Below are 18,691 nucleotides of genomic sequence, written 5' to 3'. Positions count from 1 at the left end.
TCAAAAACGAGATGCCGTATTGAGCACATCTTCGGCTACGTTGAAAGCACCATGAAGGGCTCTATTGTCCGTACCATCGGCATGACGCGCACGCACTTTCTGAGCTGGCTGACGGTGTTCTGCTACAACGTCGCACGACAGGAGACTTTGCAGCGCACGATGCCCATGACGACGTAGCGGCGACACGGCTGAGGCGTCCGAGATCGCTTCACACACCCCCCTTAACAACTGCCTCTACAGAAAAGCCTCAACATCGGATCGGTGCTGAGGCTCTCGGCGTTGTTTTGGGTACTGTCGGCGAAGTGGAAAAACTGGCTTTCCGAATTTATGGAAGCCCCTCATTTCAAACTCCAAATAGTCCCGACAAACCGCTCCCGGACGAGATCAGTCTGTCGTTTATAAGCGACTATCCGAGTCTAGTTTTTCTGAAACCTGCCGCCGCAGAAGATTTCACCCCTTGCTAACAGTTTGCTTTATTTTCATAGTGTTATGAGTGTTTACAGATAAAGCAACGTTGTCTACAGACAACTCTGGCGCTCAACCTGCCGCCCTCCTTCCATGCCCCGGCAAACGCAGAAAGCCCGGCCTCCTCTGCGCGCAAACGGCAGAGAAGTACCGGGCTTCAAAATGCTCAGATAGAACGGAACTCAGTGAATCAGTGATCCGACTTGATTCCGGCTCCGCAGAGCGTGATGAGGACATCGGTCGCCGGTCCGTAGAGCTCGCAATAGCGATCCCAGGCGGCGAAGTTGGCGGCCGTCGTGTGCTCGATGTAGTAGCCCTCGCGAGCCACCGCAGCGCGCGCGGCGAGGATCTTGTCCTCAGGCGCCGTCACAACCGTGATGTCGTGGCGCTTCATCATGTCGAGGATTTCATGGCCGCGAAGGGGCTTTCCGATCGCAATGCCCTCAGCAATCGTGGGCTTTACGTCGACCGAGACGGGATCATCCTTCCCTTCCTTTCTCGCCTGATAGAGCGGATCGCAGTATTCGCTCTGAAGCGCCACAATCTTCGGGAACCTCTGGATCGCGCCCGAGGCATGGAGGTGTTCAAGGGCCTTCACTGCACCGATGAAGAGCGTGCCGTTTCCGACCGGAAGCACCACGTGTTCAGGAATGCGTCCGAGCTGCTCGTAGACCTCGTAGATGTAGGCCTTCATGCCTTCATAGAAGAAGGGATTTACGACGTGATTGGCATAGTAGACGCCTTCGTCCTTCACGCGGGCGCGGCAGACGTCGGCGCAGTGGTCGCGAGACCCAGGAATCACATGGACTTTGGCGCCGTGCGATTCGATCATCGCGATCTTCTTGGGGCTCGTGCCTTCAGGCACGTAGATTTCGCACTTGATGCCGGCGCGGGCGCAGTAGGCGGCGACGGAATTCCCTGCGTTGCCGCTCGAATCCTGAACGCATTCAGCGACGCCGATCGACTTCATGTGGGAGACGAGGCCAGCAGCGCCGCGGTCCTTGAAGGACAAGGTCGGCATGGCATAGTCGACCTTCACGAACATGCCGGGCTTCATCTCCACGGTGGGCGTGAGGCCCTCGCCGAGCGAAACCCCGCGCCAGGCGTCGCCGTCAAGCGCCATGAATTCGCGGTAGCGGAAGATGCTCCATTCCTTCCTGTCGATTTTCGCGTCGTCCCACTTCGGGGGCGTGAAGTCGAGTTCGAAAAGTCCGCCGCAGGAGCATGTGGGCTCGCGGGTCGTCACCGGGGTTTTCCTGCCGCAGCAGGTACAGATGTAGTTGAGCATTCTTGAATTACTCCTCATTGAGCTCAGCAACCGCCTCAATTTCAACGAGGCATCCGAAATGAAGCGGCGTCGTCGAGACAACAACGCGGCCGGGTTTATGTTCTCCGAAGAAGTCGCGGTAGACCTCATTGATCGCGCCCCAGTATTCGTTCGAGGGCGTGTAGACGCGGCAGAAAACCACCTGATCGCGGCGGGCGCCGGCGGCCTTGAGAATCCGGTCGAGATTGTCGAGCGCAAGCGCCGCGTGCTCGCGGATGCCGCCCGTGCAGGGTTCGCGCGTGTCCGGGTTGATGGAAAGCTGTCCGGAGACATAAAGCATGCCGTGCGAGACGACGGCTGCGCTGTAGTAGCCGGGATTAGTTCCCTTGAAGCCAGGATCAATGAATTTCATTCTTCTCCCCTCCAGTATGGTGTTTTGCTGAATTTCGCCATGCGTCTGATCTGGTCGAGATCGCTGTAAATCGTTACCTTTGAGACGCCAAGCCGTTCGGCGGCGTGTTCGAGCGCTCCCTTCATGAGGAAGATGCCGCGGCTCTCCATGAAAGCAAGGAGCTTCACCCGGTCCTCACGCGTCCACGAAGCCTTTCTCCCGGGGCGCGAGGGCGGCGAATCGGACGGCGCTGCCTTCGCCTCATCCACCATGCGGTCGATGAGATCAAATACGGCGTCGGCAACGCTCTCGCCTGCCGCAAGGCCCTCTTCGCGGACATTCTTCTTCGCTCTACCGGCGGCCAGGGAGGATTCCCCGAACTGAGCCTTCATTTCCGGAGGAAGAAGCCAGTCGAGGCGTACGAGCTCCGCTGCATCGGCCGTCACGTCCTGATTGACGCAGAGGGCGCCCGCGAGCTTCCCCTCGGCCCCGCGGATCAGCATCGTAACGGAACGGATCAGCTTCTCGTTTCCGTCCTCGTCCTTATGCCTGAACCACCAGACCGGAAGCAGGTCGCCTTTTTCAGGGTGCTCGCCCCGAAGGAGCATCTCCTCGACGAGGTGCCTCACGCCCTGCCCGATCTTGCGATTCGTGACATGGCCGTTCACGACGTAGACCACGGAATGAAGGGGATCTGAAAGATCATGGAGCACGACCTCCGTCTGCGTGCCGCCCACAAGCGCCACCAGATCGGCAGTCATCCGCCAGGGGGCGAGTAAGGCCGGAACCGGCGTCGCATAGGAAGAGTTGTCGTGCTGAGGCATATCTGCTGCGTGCATCCCGAAGAGGGCTGAAAGGAACATCGAGCAGTATTCCATAATTTTTTATGGATTGCAACTCTATAAAATTAAACGGTTATTTCAGAAATTAGCAGGAGAACCACGCATTCATACTCGCAGAAACCTGCCTGGTGATAGAATTTTTTATACATCTCAACAGGAGTCTTCCGCAATGATCCCCAGCGACGCTCTTCCCATCGTTTCGCCCGAATCCCTCGGCAAATTCGCGCCCGACCCGGCTCAGTCTCTGATCGGGCTCTCCGTCAATGACCCTCGCGTCCCGACGCCGTCCTTCCTGATTGAGGACGAAAAGCTCGAAAAGAACCTTGAACGCGCGAGAGCCCGCGCCAGTGAGCTCGGCGTCGCTTTCCGTCCGCACCTCAAGACCCACAAGTCGATCGTGATTGCCCGGCGGCAGATGACGTCGCCCGAAGGCCCCGCCACCGTTTCCACGCTTTCGGAAGCGCGCTACTTTGCCGCGAACGGCGTCCGCGACCTGATCTACGCCGTCGGCATAGCGCCTCAGAAGCTCGCAGAGGTCGCGAGGATCCGGTCGCTGGGCGTTGATCTGAAGATCATCCTCGACAGCACGGAAGCCGCGAAAGCCGTTTCGGACTTCTGCCGGGAGCATCAGACGGAAATCCCGGTGCTCCTCGAAGTCGACGTGGACGGCCATCGCTCGGGGCTTCCTCCCGAGTGCGATGAGCTCATTGATGCCGCAAAAGCGCTTCAGGGAGGCGCGAAGCTTGCGGGCGTTCTCACCCACGCGGGCGACAGCTATGAATGCAAAACGATTGAAGCGATCGAGGCCGCAGCCGAAGGCGAACGCGCCGGCATCGTCAAGGCGGCCGGGCGCCTCAGGGCAGCCGGATTCGAGGTCCAGATCGTTTCCGTGGGATCGAGCCCCACGCTCATGTATTCAAAGAGCGAAGCGGGCGTCACGGAAATCCGCGCGGGCGTCTGCGCCCTTTTCGACCTCTTCATGACGAACCTCGGCGTCTGCGAATCAAAAGATATCGCGGGTTCGGTTCTCGCCACCGTCATCGGCAGACAAACGAAGAAGAATCAGCTGATCCTCGATTCCGGCTTCCTCGCCATGTCGCGCGACCGCGGCACTGCGCGCCAGAAGCGCGACTTCGGCTACGGACTCGTCTGCGATGCGCTCGGGACACCGCTTGATGGCGGCCGCATCATTCTCACCGGCACGAACCAGGAGCACGGCATCCTCACGCTCCCGGAGGATTCCGCCTGCAAGCTCGACGACTTCCCGCTCGGCACGCGGCTCCGGATCCTCCCCAATCACGCCTGCCCGACGGCAGCGCCCTATAAATACATGCTCCTCGTGAAGAACGGGCTCATCATCGACGTGCTCGAGCACGTCCGCGGCTGGGATTAACCCAGAACGCGAAAAAGCCCCGGGAGAACCGATCGGATCCGCCCGGGGCTTTTCTTTATTTCAGAATCGCGTCAATTCAATCAAGCGGCGGAAGCGCTGCCGCGAGACGGTCGAACTCGGCGAGCCACGTCTTCTTCCACTTTGCCTTTTCTTCGTCCGTCACCCAGGCGGCATCGATGGAGTTCTCCACCATGGCGCGGAGGTCGGCGAGCCCAAACCCGAGGAAATTGAACATCAGGTACCAGGATTCACTGATCCGGATGTGGTGCATGGTCGGGTCGTCGCTGTTGGGGAAGAGCCTGAGGCCCATTTCGTGCATGCGGCGGATCGGGTGCTTTTGAGCCCACTCCTCGTCCGTGAAGGTTCTGAGGTAGTAGGAATTGGTGGGCACCACGGCGAAAGGCATGCCGAGCGCCTTTGCGTGCGCGGCGAGCTCGGGGTTGTCGATGATCGTGTAGCCGTGATCGATCCGTTCGCACTTGAGAAGGTCGATTGCCGTTTCGACGTTTCGCCAGTGTTCGCCGAATTCGCCCGCGTGCGCCGTGATGTGAAAGCCTGCATCGCGCGCCATGAAGTAGGCCTTCCAGAAGTTCTCGGGCTCGTGGTTGGTTTCGCGGTAGTCGATCCCGAGACCGATCGATTCGGGTTCGCGGTGCGCGATCATTTCGCTGACGAGCTCAACGGCATCCTCAGGCGTCGCCTCGCGGTCGATCGAGGGCACGAGGCGCCCGATCACGCCGTAGCGGGCTTTGCCCTCGCGAAGACCCTCGCAGATGGCGCGCTGAGCGGCTTCAAAGGTCATGAAGTGCTTGAGGCCCGTCCAGTTCCAGAAGAATTCGATGTAGCGCACGCCCTGCTTCGAAACGCATTCCATATGCTCGACGGTAATGCGCTTCAGGTATTCGGGCTTCTTCAGAATGTGGGCTTCGAGCGCGCGGAAGATGCGGAGCACCCCGACGGGCTTTTCGCCGCGGGTATAGAAGCCTTCGATTTCCTCCATGGAAACCGGGGCGCCGGAGTCGCGCACGAGGTCGATGAAGGTTTCGCGGCTCGTCGTGCCGAGAAGATGGCAGTGGAGCTCCGCCTTCGGGAATTCGGAGAAGAAATTCATCCATTCGGCCGGAAGCTTCCGGCTGAAGGGGGAGTCAGGAACAAAACCGGGATTTGTGCTGCGCATGAGTGCCTCGGGACTTCTTTTGAATGCGATGGGGAAAACTTTCAGCCGGGCCCGCATCGGGAAAGCTTCAGGGGGCCGCGGGAAAACGGAGAGATTAGCGCACTTTTCCTGCAGAGCGCATCGGGTAGCGGTATATTCCCCGACTTCCCTTTTTTCCCCTCACGATTTCTCTCCCCAAATGCTTGCCGCACTGATATCCATCATTGTGCTCGTCCTTGCGGGCTGGGCCATTGCCAAGAACTACGACGCCAAGGTCGTGCTTTTCGCCGCCGGGCTGATCCTCATGTACGCCGCGCTCCTCCTCGGGCACGACGTGCTCGCCGCCAAGGCGTCCTCGGGCCTCTCCTGGGTTGATCCCTTCAAGGCGATCAAGGATCTCTTCGTTCGCCAGTATTCAAACGCGGGCCTCATCATCCTCACGCTCTTCGGTTTTGCCGCCTACATGTCCCACATCGGCGCCAATGCCATGGTGATCAAGGTGATGAGCCGGCCGCTCGCGCACGTCCACTCGCCCTACGTGCTCGTGCCGCTCGTCTTCTATCTCGGCACGCTCCTCTCGATCATCATCCCGAGCGCGTCGTCGCTTGCCGTGATCCTGATGGCAACGCTCTACCCGGTTCTGAAGGCGGCGAAGATGTCGCCTCTTACGGCTGCGGGCGTCATCGCCACGACGGCAACGATCGTGCCGACGCCCCTGGGCGGCGACAACGTGGTTGCGGCCCGCGTCCTCGGCTTCGAGCACGTGGTCGACTACGTCTTCTACCACCATGCGCCGATCTCGATCCCCGCGATCATCATCATGGGCATCGTGCACTACTTCTGGCAGCGCTGGGAAGACAAGAAGGACCTCGAGTCCGGAAAGGCGCTCGCCGGTTCGATCGACGAATCGAAGCTCGGGGAGGATGAAACCGACGCCCCCGTCTGGTATGCGATCTTCCCGGTTCTGCCCCTCATTCTCACGATCTTCTTCTGGGCCTTCTTCAAGTCGGTCAAGATCGGCCTCGTTGAAATCACGCTCTTCTCCTTCGTCTGCGCCTTCATTGCCGAACTCGCGCGCAAGAAGAACATGAAGGGCTCGATGAAGGACGTGAACCTCTTCTTCCGCGGCATGGGCGACGGCTTCTCTAAGGTCGTCGTGCTGATCGTCGCCGCCTCGACCATGGTGGCGGGCCTCTCCGCGATGGGCCTCATCAGCATGATTTCGTCCTCCGTCTCAGGCGTTGAAAACGCGGGCGCAGGCCTCATGCTCGCCTTCTCGGGCATTACGGCGCTCATCACCTTCATCAGCGGCTCCGGGAACGCCGTCTTCTACAGCTTCATCGAACTCATCCCGCAGCTCGCAGAGAAAGCCGGCATCGACCCCCTGATGGTGGCGCTCCCGATGCAGCACACCTCGAACCTCATCCGCGCGGTTTCGCCCGTGTCGGCCGTGGTGATCATCGTTTCGGCGGTGGTCAAGGTGAATCCCCTCATGGTCGTGAAGCGCACCGCAGTGCCGCTTCTCTCGGGCTTCGTCGCGGTCCTCATTATTTCGCTCATCCGCTACATGTAACGGAAGCCTCTTTTCCTCGCATAACGCACAGAAAGCCCGGGAGCCGCCGTCAAAGCGCCCGGGCTTTTTCGCATCCTTATGCCTCGTCTGCGCGAAGGCCTTTGATTCCGGTATCGAAGACCCGCACGCGGAAAATGTTGCCCTCAGGCGTGCTCTCAAGCTCCACCTTCCAGCCCGATCGCCGGGCCGCCTTCGCCACAATTGCGAGCCCGAGGCCGGTGCCGGGAGCCGCCGGGCTGTCGCCGCGCTCATAGGCTTCGAAAATCCGCTCCCGGTCTTCTGGCTTGATGGGAGGAGCGTTATCGGCAACGAGAAAGCCGTCCGAGGTTTCCCTGAGAAGAATCCGGCCCCGACTGGTATAAGACACAGCGTTCCGAAGAAGGTTCGCCGCAACGATCCCGAGCATGCCGGGCGAATAGGTTCCGGGACAGGTTTCGGAAAAATCGGCTTCGAAGGCAAGGCCCTTTGCTTCTGCAAGCGGCTTCCAGACATCGCACGCGTTGCGGAGAATGCCCCGCACCGCATCGGGGGGCTCGGTGCTCCTGCCCGACGACGCGCGGGCGAATTCGAGGAGCGTTTCCATGAGGGACTGCATTTCGCGCGAGGCGCGGTGAATCCGCTCCACCTGGCGGCGCTCTCTTTCGCCGAGCTTCCCGGCGGCGAGGAGTTCCGCGCTCGTTTCGATCACCGTGAGGGGCGTTCTGAGTTCGTGACTCGCATCCGCCGTAAAGGCGCGCTCGCGCTCGAGCGCATCGTTGAGGCGCCTGAGCGCCCGGCTGCAGATCGCCGCAAGCTCGCCCACCTCGTCGGGTGTCTGAAGCTCCTCCGGAATCGGCGTCCAGCTGCTGCTTATCGACGCGCGCTTCACTGCGTCGGAGAGCCTTTCAATCGGGCGCATGATGCGCCGCGAAAGCCACCAGCCGGCTAAAGCGCCGGCGAGCCCGGCGACGGCAAGGGAGAGCGCCGTGAAGAGGAGAATCTCCTTTTCGGCTTCCTCAAAGCGGCTCTGGTCGCGCACGATGAGGATCGTTCCCTCGGGCCTGTTTTCCCGCCAGACGAACCGCGCCGGGTCGTCCAGGATTTCCGTGAAGCCCTGCGGAACGCCCTTCAGCGCCTCCGGGATGGGCGGGAGCCGTTTGTCGTCGCCGAAAATCTCGGTTCCCGGCGGAACGTTCGGGGCATTTCCTTCTGCAAGCGTTTCCTCCGCAAAGCTCAGTTCATCCCGAAGCAGCCCTGCAACGAGGTGCTCCTCCGTGAAGGCGATTGCAAACCAGATGGCGCTCCCGTAGAGCGCCGCCGTCAGAAGAAGAAGCGCCGCGAAGGACAAAATGATGCGCTGCGAGAGCCCGCGCATGCGGCGCCTGAAAGTGGCGAATAAGCGCGCGATGGGCATGGTTTATTCGCTCCTTTCGTCTTTCGGCGCGGCAATGGACCAGCCGAAGCCGGGGTGCGTTCTGATCATCGGAGCGTCGAACCCCTTGTCGACCGCATTTCTGAGGAGATGCATGTTGGAGCGGAGGCTGTCCGACTTCGGCGCATCGTTCCCCCAGATCCGGTTTTCGAGCGCCTCGCGGCTCACGACGCCCGGGCTCGCGCGCATGAGCTCCCTGAGAATCCGCTGCCCCGTCGGGTTGACGCGAAGAAGGACCCCGTCACGCGTGACGGTGCCCGCCGCAAGGTCGAGTTCCAGCGGGCCGATCCTGATGGAATGGGCGCGGCCGCGGTTGGCGCGCCTCAGAAGCGCCTCGATGCGGGCCGAGAGTTCGAGAAGCGAAAAGGGCTTCACGAGATAGTCGTCCGCTCCGGAGGAAAGCCCGCGCACCCGGTCTTCCATGGCATCGCGGGCCGTAAGCATCAGAACGGGCGTCTCGTCCCCGGCTTCGCGAAGGCGCCTGAGGAACGTGACGCCGTCCGTGCCCGGAAGACCGATGTCGAGCACCAGAAGATCGGCTCCCTCCTGATTGAGAAGATGCGCGCACGCTTCCGCGTCCGCCGCGCCCGAAACCTCGTACCCACGCATTTCGAGCCAGTCGCGCAGGTTCGCGCGGATGTCCGGATTGTCGTCGACCACAAGAATCCTTTGCGCCATGACAGAACCTTCTCAAGTAAAAACAGCAATAAGAAGTGTATCGGGAAAGCCTTCCTCAACAAATCCTCACAAAGTGAGGCTCGAAACCATTGAGGCGGATCACGCGCTTTGACGCACTTTTGACGCGGCATCCGGATAATTGCAAGATTATTCGTATACATGGATTTTTCCTGAAATGCGCGTCAGAGACCTTCCCCCGCAGGCCGAAAGCCGCCCGCTTTCACCGCTCGAAATCCTCTTCTGGTTCCTCATTCCGGCAGGGCTCCTCATCTGGCTTTTCCTCAATCCGCCGCATGCGCTCGATCTTTCCCTCCAGCGCCTCATCTGGAAGAACTTCGATGGAGAGTGGTTCAATACCGATCAGACGGAATTCTGGCTCCACAAGCTCCCGAAGTTCGCGTCGATCGCCGCTTATGCGCTCCTTCTCCTCGCGCTGATCCGAAGCTTCGTCCGGGAACGGACCTCTCCATCCGCCGCAAACGCCTGGGACCGTCTCATGCGGGGACGGATTCTTTATGCGCTCCTCGCAGGGGCGCTCTGCGTGCTCGCCGTCTGGTGGCTCAAGAAAACAACGGGCGTGAGCTGCCCCTGGAGCATCGCGGAATTCGGTGGGAGCGCCGAAATCACGAACCCGACCCTCTCCCTCGGCTTCCGCCCGGGCGTCTGCTGGCCCTCGGGCGCGGCGGGAAGCGGCTTCTGTCTCCTCCCCGTTTTCTTCATGCTGCGCGGGTTCCCGAGGAAGCTTTCAGTCCTTGCCCTCGCGGCAGCGATCATCCTCGGACTCACGGCCGGAATCGGACGCATGCTCGCGGGCGCGCACTTTCTTTCGCACGTCGTCGACGCCTTTCTGATCGACTGGCTGATTTCAGCGGCGCTCTACGCCCTCTTTTTCTACCGCCGCGGGTTCGCGAGCGCCGTTCTCCGGGTCCTCCGGGGATCGGAACGAACGGGAAGCACGATCGGCGCGGGATTCACGGGGAAGGAATCATTCCGCCCCGGCTTTCCTCTTCTCCTCCTCGGACTCGGGCTTTGGTGGGCGTTCGTCTTTGATGCCCCGATGCTCATGAAGCTCCTCGCCCCGCAGGGCACGGCGACGCTCTCCTCCATCGCGCTCGCACTCTCATCCGGCATCGCCTTCGCATTCGTGGGCGCAGGGCTCGCGGCGCTCCTCTCGCTCCTCCCCCGGGCAATCTTCAGGACTCTCCTCGTTCTTCTCAACGTCCTCGGGGCCCTCTCCTTTGCCGCCGCATTCCTTTACGGCACGGCCATGACCCCGGACATGGTGAGGAACTTCCTCGCGACCGACCCGGCCGAATCGGCGGGATATCTGGGAGCGCGGCCGGTCTTCGTCTTCCTCTGGGTGCTGATTCCGCCCCTCTGGCTCTCTCTCAGGGGACAGGTGCCGCCTCTTCTCAGCCTAGGGTCCGGAAAACGAGCGCTTATGAAGCGCCTGGGGCTCCGCCTCGGCGGAGCGCTCCTCTGCGCTTTCGCCGGCGTTCTGGTCATTGCCCTCAACTTTCAGGCCTTCTCGAGCGCCATGAGAAACGACAAGACGCTCCGCTACCAGATCGCGCCCGTCAATGTCGTCTATTCAACGATCCGCACCTTTGCCGCGGACGAGTCTCCCGACGCGAAGCGCGTGCGTCTCGTGACCGACCCCAGTCCGAAGGCCACAGTGCAGGTTCGCCGGCCGACGCTCTTCGTCTTTGTCGTGGGCGAGACGGCGCGCGCCGCCAACTGGGGCTTGAACGGCTACGCCCGCGATACGACGCCGGAGCTCTCGAAAATCAAGCTCATCAACTTCCCGAAGGTCACGGCCTGCGGGACCTCGACCGACGTGTCGCTCCCCTGCATGATGAGCCGCATCGGGAGGAGCAGCTACGACCGCGACCGGATTCTTCACGAGGAGTCGCTCCCGAAGCTTCTCGAACGCGCCGGCATGAACGTGCTCTGGATCGACAATCAGTCGGGCTGCAAGGGGACCTGCGAGGGCGTTCCGACGCGCGAGGCCTCGTGTCCTGAGGGGAAGTGCAGGAACGACGACGTGCTCCTCAGAGAGCTCAGCCGCGAAATCCCGAAGCTCCCCGCCGACCGCCCGACGGTGCTCTTTCTCCATATGATCGGCTCCCACGGGCCCGCCTATTCAGAGCGTTCTCCGGAAGCCGTCAAGGCCTTCGAACCCGAATGCCGGAACGCCGACCTCGGGAGCTGCTCGCGCGAGGAAGTCGTCAATGCCTACGACAATTCGATCCGCGAAACCGACCGCGTGCTCGCGGGCCTCATCCGGCGCCTCGAAGCGAGCTCGCCCCGCATGGACTCGGCGCTCCTCTACGTGTCGGATCACGGGGAGTCGCTTGGCGAATCGGGGCTCTACCTCCACGGCGCCCCCTGGTGGATGGCGCCCTCGGACCAGACGCAGGTGCCGATGATTCTCTGGATGAACGACGGCTTTGCCCGGACCTTCGACCTCAATCCCCAGTACATTCTCGCGCGCTCGAAGGAAGCGCTTTCGCACGATAATCTCTGGTCGAGCGTCCTCGGGATCCTCGGCATCGAAAGCTCCACCCTGCGGCCCGAATACGACTTCTCGGGCAGAAGCCGGTAACGAAATGAGGGACGGCAAAGAGACGCTGCGGGCATCCCGGAGCGCCTCTTTGATTCTGAGGAATAGACAAAATCACACGCTTCAGGCGCGAAGATCCTTGTCCTCGGCAAGAATCCCGAACATCTTCTCAACGCGCCGGAACATTCTCCGGCAGTCTTCCGCCTGCGGATGAAGACGCCTGAAGAGAAGCTCGTAGCGGGCGTCGGCTTTGCCGAGAATCTCAAGCCGCTCCTTTGCGTCAAGCGTCACGGCTTCCGCTGCCGCACGATGGATTTCAAGGACGAGGTCGCCCACGGCCATGAGGAAGCTCTCGGGTTCAAGCACGGCCTTGGGATCTTCGGGGAGCGCCTCCGCGACCGTTCCCCAGTAGCGCAGATCCGGGTTTTTAAGGTCAATCAGCGTCTGCGCGGCAAGGGACACTGCCGTCACGAGATAGTCGGGCGCGGCCTCAAGGGCGTTCCCTTCCGCCCAGGCGTCCGAAATCCGGCGCTCGAGGTTGGCGCGGGCGATCAGGCGGAAAGCAAGGTCGAACTGTCCGGTGCGAAGCGCAAGGAGTCCCTCCGCAAGGGGAAGGAGCGCGCGCTGGCCGTGAGCATCCGACTGCCTCACTGCCGCCGCGATCCGCGGGAAATGGTTGAGCGCAATCTGCGCGAGCGCCATTGTCTGGCGCACAGGGGCGTCAATGTGCGAGAGCGCGGCGAAAAGCGCCCGGAGGAGATTCTTCGCGTAGAGCGGGTCGTCGAGCCGCTCGGCAGGGAGCGCCTCAAAGGCCGCCACCGCTGCCGGCCATCGCGGGAGTCCGTCGGCCGGAAGTTTTTCAAGAATTTCGAGGAGCCGCTCGTCGACCGGCTGCTCAGGCGAGGATTCCCTCGGCGCATCCGCCAAAGGCCCTTTCAGCTTCTCCTTCAGCCATTTGAACATGTCTTCTTTCCCCTGCCTTTAATAGTGCATTCTTAAAGCCCGCATTTGCCGGACAGATTCGATACTACCGCGGCGAGGAGGAGATTCGCCTCTGCAGATTTCCTGAGGAAGAACCTTTTTCAAGACCGCAAGGGAGGCCTCCCGCGATTCTTTTGTCATATTTCTTTATCCGGGATTCCGCCCGATCGGGCGGCAGATAAAATGTAGTGGACGATTCTCCGCGCCCGATCTGCGCGGACCTCAACGGCACCCGGGGACCATAAGCACATGCGCCGTGCACTTACCTTTCTTCTGATTCTCTGCACGCTCCTCTTCTGGAGCATGAGCCTCTGGACGCTTTCCGCCCGCGTCTCCGGCACGGACTTCCTCTGGTGCGCGCTTCCGGCAGCGGCGGGTCTTCTGATGATGATCGGACTCTTCGCCTCGGGAAGAATCTTCAATCCCGTCGACCGCGTCAGGCGCCTCTTTTCCGCGGTGCTCGCGACGACGCTTCTCGTCGTCATCGCCTGCGTCTACGCCGACGTACTCATGCTGAACGGCGTCATCTTCGAAAAGCTCCTCGGGATCTTCAATCTCGGGATCTTCATCGACAGCCGCCTCATTCTCACGCTCGCCTGCGCCGGCGCCTGGGTTCACCCCGTGCTCTTCATCGTCGCCGGGGTCGGGCTGCTCTGCCTCCCGCCCCCGTCGGACAACTTCTTTCGTCAATGATCCTCGTCGGCCGGAATGAAGGCCGACTTCGGATGCCCGCAGTCGGGGCACACGAATTCGTCGGGAAGGTCCCTGAAGGGCGTTCCCGGAAGAATATTCTCCTCGGGACAGCCTTCGGCCGGGTCGTAGACGTACCAGCAGACCTTGCACTGCATGCGGGCATCGGGCGGAACGCGCTCGGCGGCGAGCCGGTCGAGGAGCGCCTCGATCTCAGAGCCCTTCGTAAAGCGCCCGGAATTTTCCTCAGGCATGCGACGCCTCCCTTCTGCCGCCGATCGTGCCGCGCTCAAGGTCGTGGCGGATCCATTCAATGAGATCCGTGCACTTTCTCACCGCTTCCGGGAATTCCTCGGCCGACACCGGCACCTCGGGCGGCACGCGCGCGATCACGAAGGCGTCGAGAAGCGTTTTCCCGGAATTATTGATGATGCGGCTGCGCCAGAGGTTCTTCACCCGCGTGCGCGTGAAGCGAGAGTGCGCAAACCCCTGAAGCTCCACTTCAATGTCGCCCGTGCCGAGGGTCGAAAGGAGCGCCGTCATGTCGCCGGGCGACAAGGGCTGGCGCTGGAGCTCCACCATGAATGCGGGGTCGTCCGAAAGCTTTTCGATTCTGCCCGAGGCAGTTTCTTCCTTCAATTCGTGCCCGAGTTCCTCAAGGATCGCCGGGGCGGCAAAAACGTCGGCGCTCGGATTCACGAGCTTCGGGACTTCCGTTTCGCCCCGTTCCGAGACGACGAGCACCGTGCGGGGAAGGCGTCCCAATACGAAGGAGTTGGCGGCGTGGCCTTCGTCCCCCGCCTGAACGCGCCAGAGGCCGGGAACGCCAGTGTCGGCTGCGCGCGCTTCGCCGTTGAAGAGAAGGATCTTCACCTCGCCCTCGCCGATCGTGGGGAGGAGGAAGTCGAGATGCTTCGGGTCGAAGCCCGAAAAATCCCAGACGGCATGAAGGTCGGAGCCGTCTTCGGCGGCATTGCCCTTCGCCATGTCGTCCAGATGCTGCGAAAGCTTCCCGCGGACGTCGGCAAGGAAGTCGATGGTTGCGAGCGCCGCCCTGCGCTCCGTTTCCGGGTCGAGTTCCGGGGCGTTCTGCCACCGGCGCGCCACGTCGGCGGCGGAATAAGTCTGAAGGCTCATCTCTATCTTGTCCGAATAGGTTTTGAATTCTTCTGCGAAAATCGGTCAGCAGCAGGCGCTCTCTTCGGCCGCGTTCCTCGGGAGAATCGCGACGGAGCGCTTCGGCGCCTCGGTGCGCGCCGCAATCCCGGCGAGCTTCGCGAGGTACCCGTCCCAGGAGTCGAGCCCTTCGGCGGCGCCGAGATAGACATTGCCGCGAAAGAGCGCGAGCGCGGGAAGCTTTCTCACGCCCCAGCGGGCGGCGAGAGCCCTTCCTTCCGCGACATCCGTGCACCAGGCGCTTTGAACGATGCTCCCCATGCTGCGGCGGATTTCCGGACCGATCACGACGATGTCCATCGTTTCCTTCCGGGTATTCGGGTCATCGGCAAAAATCACGAATTTGAGCCCCGGCTCGGCAAGAAAGCCCTCGAGCGAGACTTCGGAGAGCGTTCTGAATCCCTCTTCCCCGCGCATGCGCTGAAAGAGCGGGTTCGTCTGCGGATCGATTTCCGCAATTCGCGTGAATTTGGACATGCTTGAAATTCTTTTCTTAATTGAGGATTGAAGCGATTGCGGGATCAGCTTCTTCCCGGAACCAGCCTGCGCAGATGTTCGGGGAGCTCGGGTTCGCGGTCGATCAAGTCGCCGAAGCCCGCGCGGATCGCCGCCTCGTCGGCTTCGCCCGCCATGGCGAGCGCCGTCGCCTTGAGCGCGGCTTCAATTTCAGAGGCTTCCGCCTCATCAATCGCCCGGATGGCGCGGTCCTGAAAGACGAGAAGCCAGTCGCCCGGCTTCGGCGGGTCGATCATGGAAATGTCGACGACGACTTCGCTTCCCTTTCGCTCGCACCGCGCCTTCATTTCCTCGAGCGCGACGATTTTCATGGGCAAAGCAATGCACATTTGAGGTGTTCTCCCGAAAACCGATCCTTATGAGGGGTCGGACGCATGACCCGCGGGACGAACCAGAAACCGCTCGTCCCCGGTCCGGCAGGCCTCGGCCTCGTCGGGGCGCCCGGACTCATAGGCGTCGATTGAAAGGCTCTGAAAGGAGAGCGGCGGCACGCGCTCGCCCGGCGTTCTCTCGACGGGCGGGAATCCCCACTCGGAAAGAATGCCGCGGGCGGCTTCAAGGGCCTCGGGAATGCGCGCCTTCACCGTTTCGGTGAGGCTTCCGCCGTAGTCGTCAAGGAGCTCCGGCTGAATGCCCACGACGGCGATGTCCTCGGGGCTCGAGCCCATGAGCGCCGCCGTCGCGAGGAGATCATTGAAGCCCGTCTGGTGGGGCGAGATCTTGGTTGAGCTCCAGATGCGGATGTCGTCCTTTCTCAGAACGCGAAGCGTCCCCGGAGCGGCCTTCAGATCGCAGCAGTCGAAAACGAGAATGCGCTTCGTCGAGCAGATCTCGTTCACGAGCCAGCCGCCGAGCGTTCCGCCGTCCATGACTTCCGCGCCCTCAGGCAGCCGGAAGCGGCTGTTGAAGGCCTCGGCCGCCCTGGGGCCGAACCCTTCGTCCGCCCAGAGGATGTTGCCGATGCCGAGGAGCAGCACGTCGCGGGCATAGCGCCCCGGCGAGAGTTCCTGTGTATTCATGAATTTCCTCCCTGAGAGTGTTCCAGCCGGCATCTTTCTCTTCAAGAAATTGGGGTGCGGATGCTGCCGGAGACTCTTCTTATGCTGATCTCAACTATATCGAGTGAGGCTCATAAGCCGCCATTCTCCGAAAGGCCCACCGTTAAGCCTCCGGAAGCACTCCCTATGGAATAATGCGCTCCGCTTTTGGGCATAGTCCGGCCGGTCATCAGAGCAGAGGCTCCGGGAATGAAAAGCAGTACTCCAAAAATATACAAAACTATCGGTAAAAGATTGGCTACTGTTTTTTCAAATTCCCTCTTCGGTCTCGGTCGACCCACTGCACTCTCACATTGTTTACCAGAAAAGTCAAGAGAAGTACGCGAATGATGATAAAGGATCGTCCTTCCCTGAGAAGAAACCCTGATTTTTGCCTGTTTATACCGAATCGAGTTGCAAAACGCTTGAAAGCGCCATACAGTGGAACTGAGCAATGGCAATCCGTCCTTAGAAGGAGGAACCACCATGCCGGGTAAGAAAACACAATCCGCACCAAGCCCCATCAAGCCGTGCAAACCCCTTGCCAAGAGAAAGGCCTCCAGTCATGACGGCTGGGGCGGCGTTCGTCAGGGCGCCGGCCGCAAACCGCTTGGCGAAAAGGCCCTCGACAAAATGGTCGTCATTCGCCTGACGGCTGAACAGAAGACTTTCTTCAGAACGCTCGGCGGAAGCGTCTGGCTGAGACAGGTCCTCGACCTCTGCATGCGCGAAAGCACGCCGGAGAAAATCCGGGACGCAGCCAACGAGTCGCCCTTCGGCGGCATTCCTGCAGAAAAATTCTTCGCTGAAAGGATCTAAAGCCAAAATCGCCAGCAGACGAGCCGGAAGATTCAAAACATCTTCCGGCTTTTTTCTCAGTGCTGAGGAAACGCTTTGAGGAAAGCGATTCCGCTCCGCATCAGCTGCCGCTAAACGGCCTGCCGGTTCAGTCGCCGCCCGCGTCCACTTCGAGCCACTTCTCGAAGCGCCGGGTCTCGGCGTTGAAAACAAGGACTGCCCGACGGAGCTCTCGCTTCACCGAATCCTCTCCGTACGGGCGGCTCAGCATCTCCTCTTTGCCTCTTTCGAGGAGCTTCTGGATCTCTTGCGGCTCGGCGGCGAATTTGAATTCAAAAATCCAGTACCGGTGTCCGGCGCGCACCTCGATGCCGTTTTGCCCGGGTGCAGTCCGGCTTTCAACGTCCGGCATTTGAGCCGCTCCCTTCAGAAAAAGCTCAATTGAGGCGCGGCAGGCGGCTTCCGTCGCAATCGGGAACTTCCGACTGTCGACGAATTGGAAGCCGTCATTGAATCGCCTTGCGATGTCGTCGAGCGTCCCGAATTCGATGAGTTCGGAGAGCATCGGAATGCCCGGAGGATCAAGAATTTCCCCGCCGAGAAGCTCATCCGAATAAAGCGCGGCCATCGAAAGCTCCACTTCCTTGTTCGGCCAGCCGAGCTTAATCCGGCCATCGCTCAGGTGAGACCGGATCGTCAGGTACCCGGTCTGGGTGAGGAGCGCTTCAATGCCGATCGTCTGCAAATCGCGCGCGGACGTAAGTTCCGAGAAGCGGATCTGATGCGTCTTATTGAAGAAGAAAGGATCCCCGGCATTGTGTTTTTTAAGGAAATTCAATAAAACCTTCGGCTTTCCGCCGCTCTCGAACCAGTAGTTGAGAAAGCCTTCTTCCGGGGCATTCAGAAAATTGAGAACCGGTCGCGGGCAAAAGACGCGACGCCGCGCCTCGCTCTCAAAAGAGTAGCCGCCGTAGCAGGTCCGCAATCGTTGCAGAAGCTCGTCCCGATTGATCCGGAGCTCCTTTTCCGCCCGGGTGAGATGGTCGTCAAAATAGAACGCAAGCTCCTCTTCCGTCAGGCCGAGAAGGCTGCTGTATTTGGGATCCCGGGTAATGTCCGTGATACCGCTGAGCGCCGGGAAAATGCCTGCATTCATGAATGAAGCAACCCCGGTCATGAAGAAAAACCGCAGACAATGTTCTGCGGACCGGAGTGCCGCATAGAAATCGTTCAAGTGCCGGCGTACAACCTCAAGAACCCGACCATCATCGAGATGCGCGGCGAGCGGCGCATCGCAGCCGTCAATCAGGAGCACCAGTGAATCGGGCGGCAGCATCATAAGCCATGACCGGAAGTGCTCGAAAAATGCAATCCTTTCCGGGACATTCCTGAACTCAAATCCCAGCGGCGCAAAAGCCGAGATCAGCACGCTCTGAAAGTTCCGGTCAAACTGAACAGAGTTCTCAAAGAGCCGCAGTCGGGAAAAGTCAAGCCGCACAACGTTGTACTGCCGATCCGTCCAGAGCTTTTCGATGGCGAGCCCGGAAAAATGCTCTAGCCCCTCGCTGAAAAGCGACTGAAATGCGGAAACGAGGAGCGATTTGCCGAAGCATCTCGGCCGTGCAAGATAAATCCAGGATCGTCCTGCCGCCAACGCGTGGATCAGATCCGTTTTATCGGCATAGATCATGCCGTTGCGCCGAAGCGCCGGGAAATCGCTTGTACAGAGCGGCAAGGGATGCATTCCGGTTTCC

At 60.7% G+C, this 18,691-nt stretch carries 18 protein-coding genes; 5 read left to right on the top strand and 13 right to left on the bottom strand.

Features of this window, described 5'->3' with window-relative positions:
• Positions 1-655: 655 nt before the first annotated feature.
• From GBM95_RS02460 to GBM95_RS02450, 3 genes are read right to left on the bottom strand one after another with little or no spacing between them, the layout of a single operon-like run.
• A complete protein-coding gene (locus GBM95_RS02460; RefSeq protein ID WP_152157628.1) occupies positions 656-1,753 on the bottom strand; it encodes a threonine synthase in 1,098 nt (365 codons plus the stop codon).
• Positions 1,754-1,760: 7 nt separating this feature from the next.
• Positions 1,761-2,144 carry a RidA family protein gene (locus tag GBM95_RS02455; RefSeq protein WP_152157627.1) on the bottom strand — a complete coding sequence of 128 codons (384 nt, stop codon included), beginning with the start codon at positions 2,142-2,144 and terminating at the stop codon, positions 1,761-1,763.
• A complete protein-coding gene (locus GBM95_RS02450; RefSeq protein ID WP_193222543.1) occupies positions 2,141-2,986 on the bottom strand; it encodes a helix-turn-helix transcriptional regulator in 846 nt (281 codons plus the stop codon). The genes GBM95_RS02455 and GBM95_RS02450 overlap by 4 nt, the downstream gene beginning before the upstream one ends.
• Before the next feature lie 148 nt (positions 2,987-3,134).
• Here GBM95_RS02450 and GBM95_RS02445 point away from each other — a divergent pair, with 148 nt between their 5' ends.
• Positions 3,135-4,358: an alanine racemase gene (locus GBM95_RS02445; RefSeq protein WP_152157625.1), complete on the top strand. Its 1,224-nt coding sequence runs from the start codon at positions 3,135-3,137 to the stop codon at positions 4,356-4,358.
• A gap of 76 nt (positions 4,359-4,434) precedes the next feature.
• Here GBM95_RS02445 and GBM95_RS02440 read toward each other — a convergent pair whose 3' ends face one another.
• Positions 4,435-5,535, bottom strand: coding sequence for an adenosine deaminase family protein (locus tag GBM95_RS02440; protein WP_152157624.1), 1,101 nt, complete (start codon positions 5,533-5,535; stop codon positions 4,435-4,437).
• 178 nt (positions 5,536-5,713) lie between these two features.
• On the opposite strand from GBM95_RS02440, the gene dcuC reads away from it, so the two are divergent.
• A complete protein-coding gene (gene dcuC, locus GBM95_RS02435; protein WP_152157623.1) occupies positions 5,714-7,087 on the top strand; it encodes a C4-dicarboxylate transporter DcuC in 1,374 nt (457 codons plus the stop codon).
• Between the two features lie 76 nt (positions 7,088-7,163).
• On the opposite strand, the gene GBM95_RS02430 is transcribed toward dcuC, so the two are convergent.
• Positions 7,164-8,480, bottom strand: coding sequence for a sensor histidine kinase (locus GBM95_RS02430; RefSeq protein ID WP_152157622.1), 1,317 nt, complete (start codon positions 8,478-8,480; stop codon positions 7,164-7,166).
• Positions 8,481-8,483: 3 nt separating this feature from the next.
• The gene (locus GBM95_RS02425) at positions 8,484-9,176 is read right to left on the bottom strand and encodes a response regulator transcription factor (RefSeq protein ID WP_152157621.1); all 693 of its coding nucleotides are present in this window, start codon (positions 9,174-9,176) and stop codon (positions 8,484-8,486) included.
• Positions 9,177-9,351: 175 nt separating this feature from the next.
• On the opposite strand from GBM95_RS02425, the gene GBM95_RS02420 reads away from it, so the two are divergent.
• A complete protein-coding gene (locus tag GBM95_RS02420) occupies positions 9,352-11,781 on the top strand; it encodes a sulfatase-like hydrolase/transferase (RefSeq protein WP_226963118.1) in 2,430 nt (809 codons plus the stop codon).
• Positions 11,782-11,862: 81 nt separating this feature from the next.
• Here the strand turns inward: GBM95_RS02420 and GBM95_RS02415 are convergent, their stop codons facing one another.
• Positions 11,863-12,702 (bottom strand): hypothetical protein, encoded by an 840-nt coding sequence (locus GBM95_RS02415; protein ID WP_152157620.1) that lies wholly within the window; start codon positions 12,700-12,702, stop codon positions 11,863-11,865.
• A gap of 267 nt (positions 12,703-12,969) precedes the next feature.
• Between GBM95_RS02415 and GBM95_RS02410 the strand changes: the two genes are divergently transcribed.
• Positions 12,970-13,413: a hypothetical protein gene (locus tag GBM95_RS02410; RefSeq protein ID WP_152157619.1), complete on the top strand. Its 444-nt coding sequence runs from the start codon at positions 12,970-12,972 to the stop codon at positions 13,411-13,413.
• Here GBM95_RS02410 and GBM95_RS02405 read toward each other — a convergent pair.
• From GBM95_RS02405 to GBM95_RS02385, 5 genes are read right to left on the bottom strand one after another with little or no spacing between them, the layout of a single operon-like run.
• Entirely contained in the window at positions 13,407-13,664 is a 258-nt protein-coding gene (locus tag GBM95_RS02405) for a rubredoxin (protein ID WP_152157618.1), read from the bottom strand. The two genes, GBM95_RS02410 and GBM95_RS02405, sit on opposite strands and share 7 nt — an antisense overlap.
• Positions 13,657-14,547, bottom strand: a complete 891-nt coding sequence (locus GBM95_RS02400; protein ID WP_152157617.1) for a hydrogenase expression/formation C-terminal domain-containing protein — start codon at positions 14,545-14,547, stop codon at positions 13,657-13,659. Before GBM95_RS02400 ends, GBM95_RS02405 begins: the two co-directional genes overlap by 8 nt.
• Before the next feature lie 45 nt (positions 14,548-14,592).
• Positions 14,593-15,063, bottom strand: coding sequence for a thioredoxin domain-containing protein (locus tag GBM95_RS02395; RefSeq protein ID WP_152157616.1), 471 nt, complete (start codon positions 15,061-15,063; stop codon positions 14,593-14,595).
• Between the two features lie 44 nt (positions 15,064-15,107).
• A complete protein-coding gene (locus GBM95_RS02390) occupies positions 15,108-15,431 on the bottom strand; it encodes a HypC/HybG/HupF family hydrogenase formation chaperone (protein WP_152157615.1) in 324 nt (107 codons plus the stop codon).
• A gap of 27 nt (positions 15,432-15,458) precedes the next feature.
• The gene (locus tag GBM95_RS02385; protein WP_152157614.1) at positions 15,459-16,121 is read right to left on the bottom strand and encodes a HyaD/HybD family hydrogenase maturation endopeptidase; all 663 of its coding nucleotides are present in this window, start codon (positions 16,119-16,121) and stop codon (positions 15,459-15,461) included.
• 504 nt (positions 16,122-16,625) lie between these two features.
• Between GBM95_RS02385 and GBM95_RS02380 the strand changes: the two genes are divergently transcribed.
• Complete coding sequence (locus tag GBM95_RS02380) at positions 16,626-16,958, top strand: hypothetical protein (protein WP_152157613.1); 333 nt, start codon at positions 16,626-16,628, stop codon at positions 16,956-16,958.
• 127 nt (positions 16,959-17,085) lie between these two features.
• Here GBM95_RS02380 and GBM95_RS02375 read toward each other — a convergent pair whose 3' ends face one another.
• Complete coding sequence (locus GBM95_RS02375) at positions 17,086-18,672, bottom strand: AAA family ATPase (RefSeq protein WP_193222542.1); 1,587 nt, start codon at positions 18,670-18,672, stop codon at positions 17,086-17,088.
• Positions 18,673-18,691 lie beyond the last annotated feature (19 nt).

The organism is Sutterella seckii (assembly GCF_009183815.1).
In the GTDB taxonomy this organism is placed as follows: domain Bacteria; phylum Pseudomonadota; class Gammaproteobacteria; order Burkholderiales; family Burkholderiaceae_F; genus Sutterella; species Sutterella seckii.
Note: the sequence above shows the minus strand (reverse complement) of the source record. Positions and strands in the feature narration are given on the sequence as shown.

Coding starts and splice junctions, on each gene's coding strand:
- GBM95_RS02460 (WP_152157628.1), bottom strand. CDS start 1,753: ATGCTCAACTACATCTGTACCTGCTGCGGCAGGAAAACCCCGGTGACG.
- GBM95_RS02455 (WP_152157627.1), bottom strand. CDS start 2,144: ATGAAATTCATTGATCCTGGCTTCAAGGGAACTAATCCCGGCTACTAC.
- GBM95_RS02450 (WP_193222543.1), bottom strand. CDS start 2,986: ATGTTCCTTTCAGCCCTCTTCGGGATGCACGCAGCAGATATGCCTCAG.
- GBM95_RS02445 (WP_152157625.1), top strand. CDS start 3,135: ATGATCCCCAGCGACGCTCTTCCCATCGTTTCGCCCGAATCCCTCGGC.
- GBM95_RS02440 (WP_152157624.1), bottom strand. CDS start 5,535: ATGCGCAGCACAAATCCCGGTTTTGTTCCTGACTCCCCCTTCAGCCGG.
- dcuC (WP_152157623.1), top strand. CDS start 5,714: ATGCTTGCCGCACTGATATCCATCATTGTGCTCGTCCTTGCGGGCTGG.
- GBM95_RS02430 (WP_152157622.1), bottom strand. CDS start 8,480: ATGCCCATCGCGCGCTTATTCGCCACTTTCAGGCGCCGCATGCGCGGG.
- GBM95_RS02425 (WP_152157621.1), bottom strand. CDS start 9,176: ATGGCGCAAAGGATTCTTGTGGTCGACGACAATCCGGACATCCGCGCG.
- GBM95_RS02420 (WP_226963118.1), top strand. CDS start 9,352: ATGCGCGTCAGAGACCTTCCCCCGCAGGCCGAAAGCCGCCCGCTTTCA.
- GBM95_RS02415 (WP_152157620.1), bottom strand. CDS start 12,702: ATGTTCAAATGGCTGAAGGAGAAGCTGAAAGGGCCTTTGGCGGATGCG.
- GBM95_RS02410 (WP_152157619.1), top strand. CDS start 12,970: ATGCGCCGTGCACTTACCTTTCTTCTGATTCTCTGCACGCTCCTCTTC.
- GBM95_RS02405 (WP_152157618.1), bottom strand. CDS start 13,664: ATGCCTGAGGAAAATTCCGGGCGCTTTACGAAGGGCTCTGAGATCGAG.
- GBM95_RS02400 (WP_152157617.1), bottom strand. CDS start 14,547: ATGAGCCTTCAGACTTATTCCGCCGCCGACGTGGCGCGCCGGTGGCAG.
- GBM95_RS02395 (WP_152157616.1), bottom strand. CDS start 15,063: ATGTCCAAATTCACGCGAATTGCGGAAATCGATCCGCAGACGAACCCG.
- GBM95_RS02390 (WP_152157615.1), bottom strand. CDS start 15,431: ATGTGCATTGCTTTGCCCATGAAAATCGTCGCGCTCGAGGAAATGAAG.
- GBM95_RS02385 (WP_152157614.1), bottom strand. CDS start 16,121: ATGAATACACAGGAACTCTCGCCGGGGCGCTATGCCCGCGACGTGCTG.
- GBM95_RS02380 (WP_152157613.1), top strand. CDS start 16,626: ATGCCGGGTAAGAAAACACAATCCGCACCAAGCCCCATCAAGCCGTGC.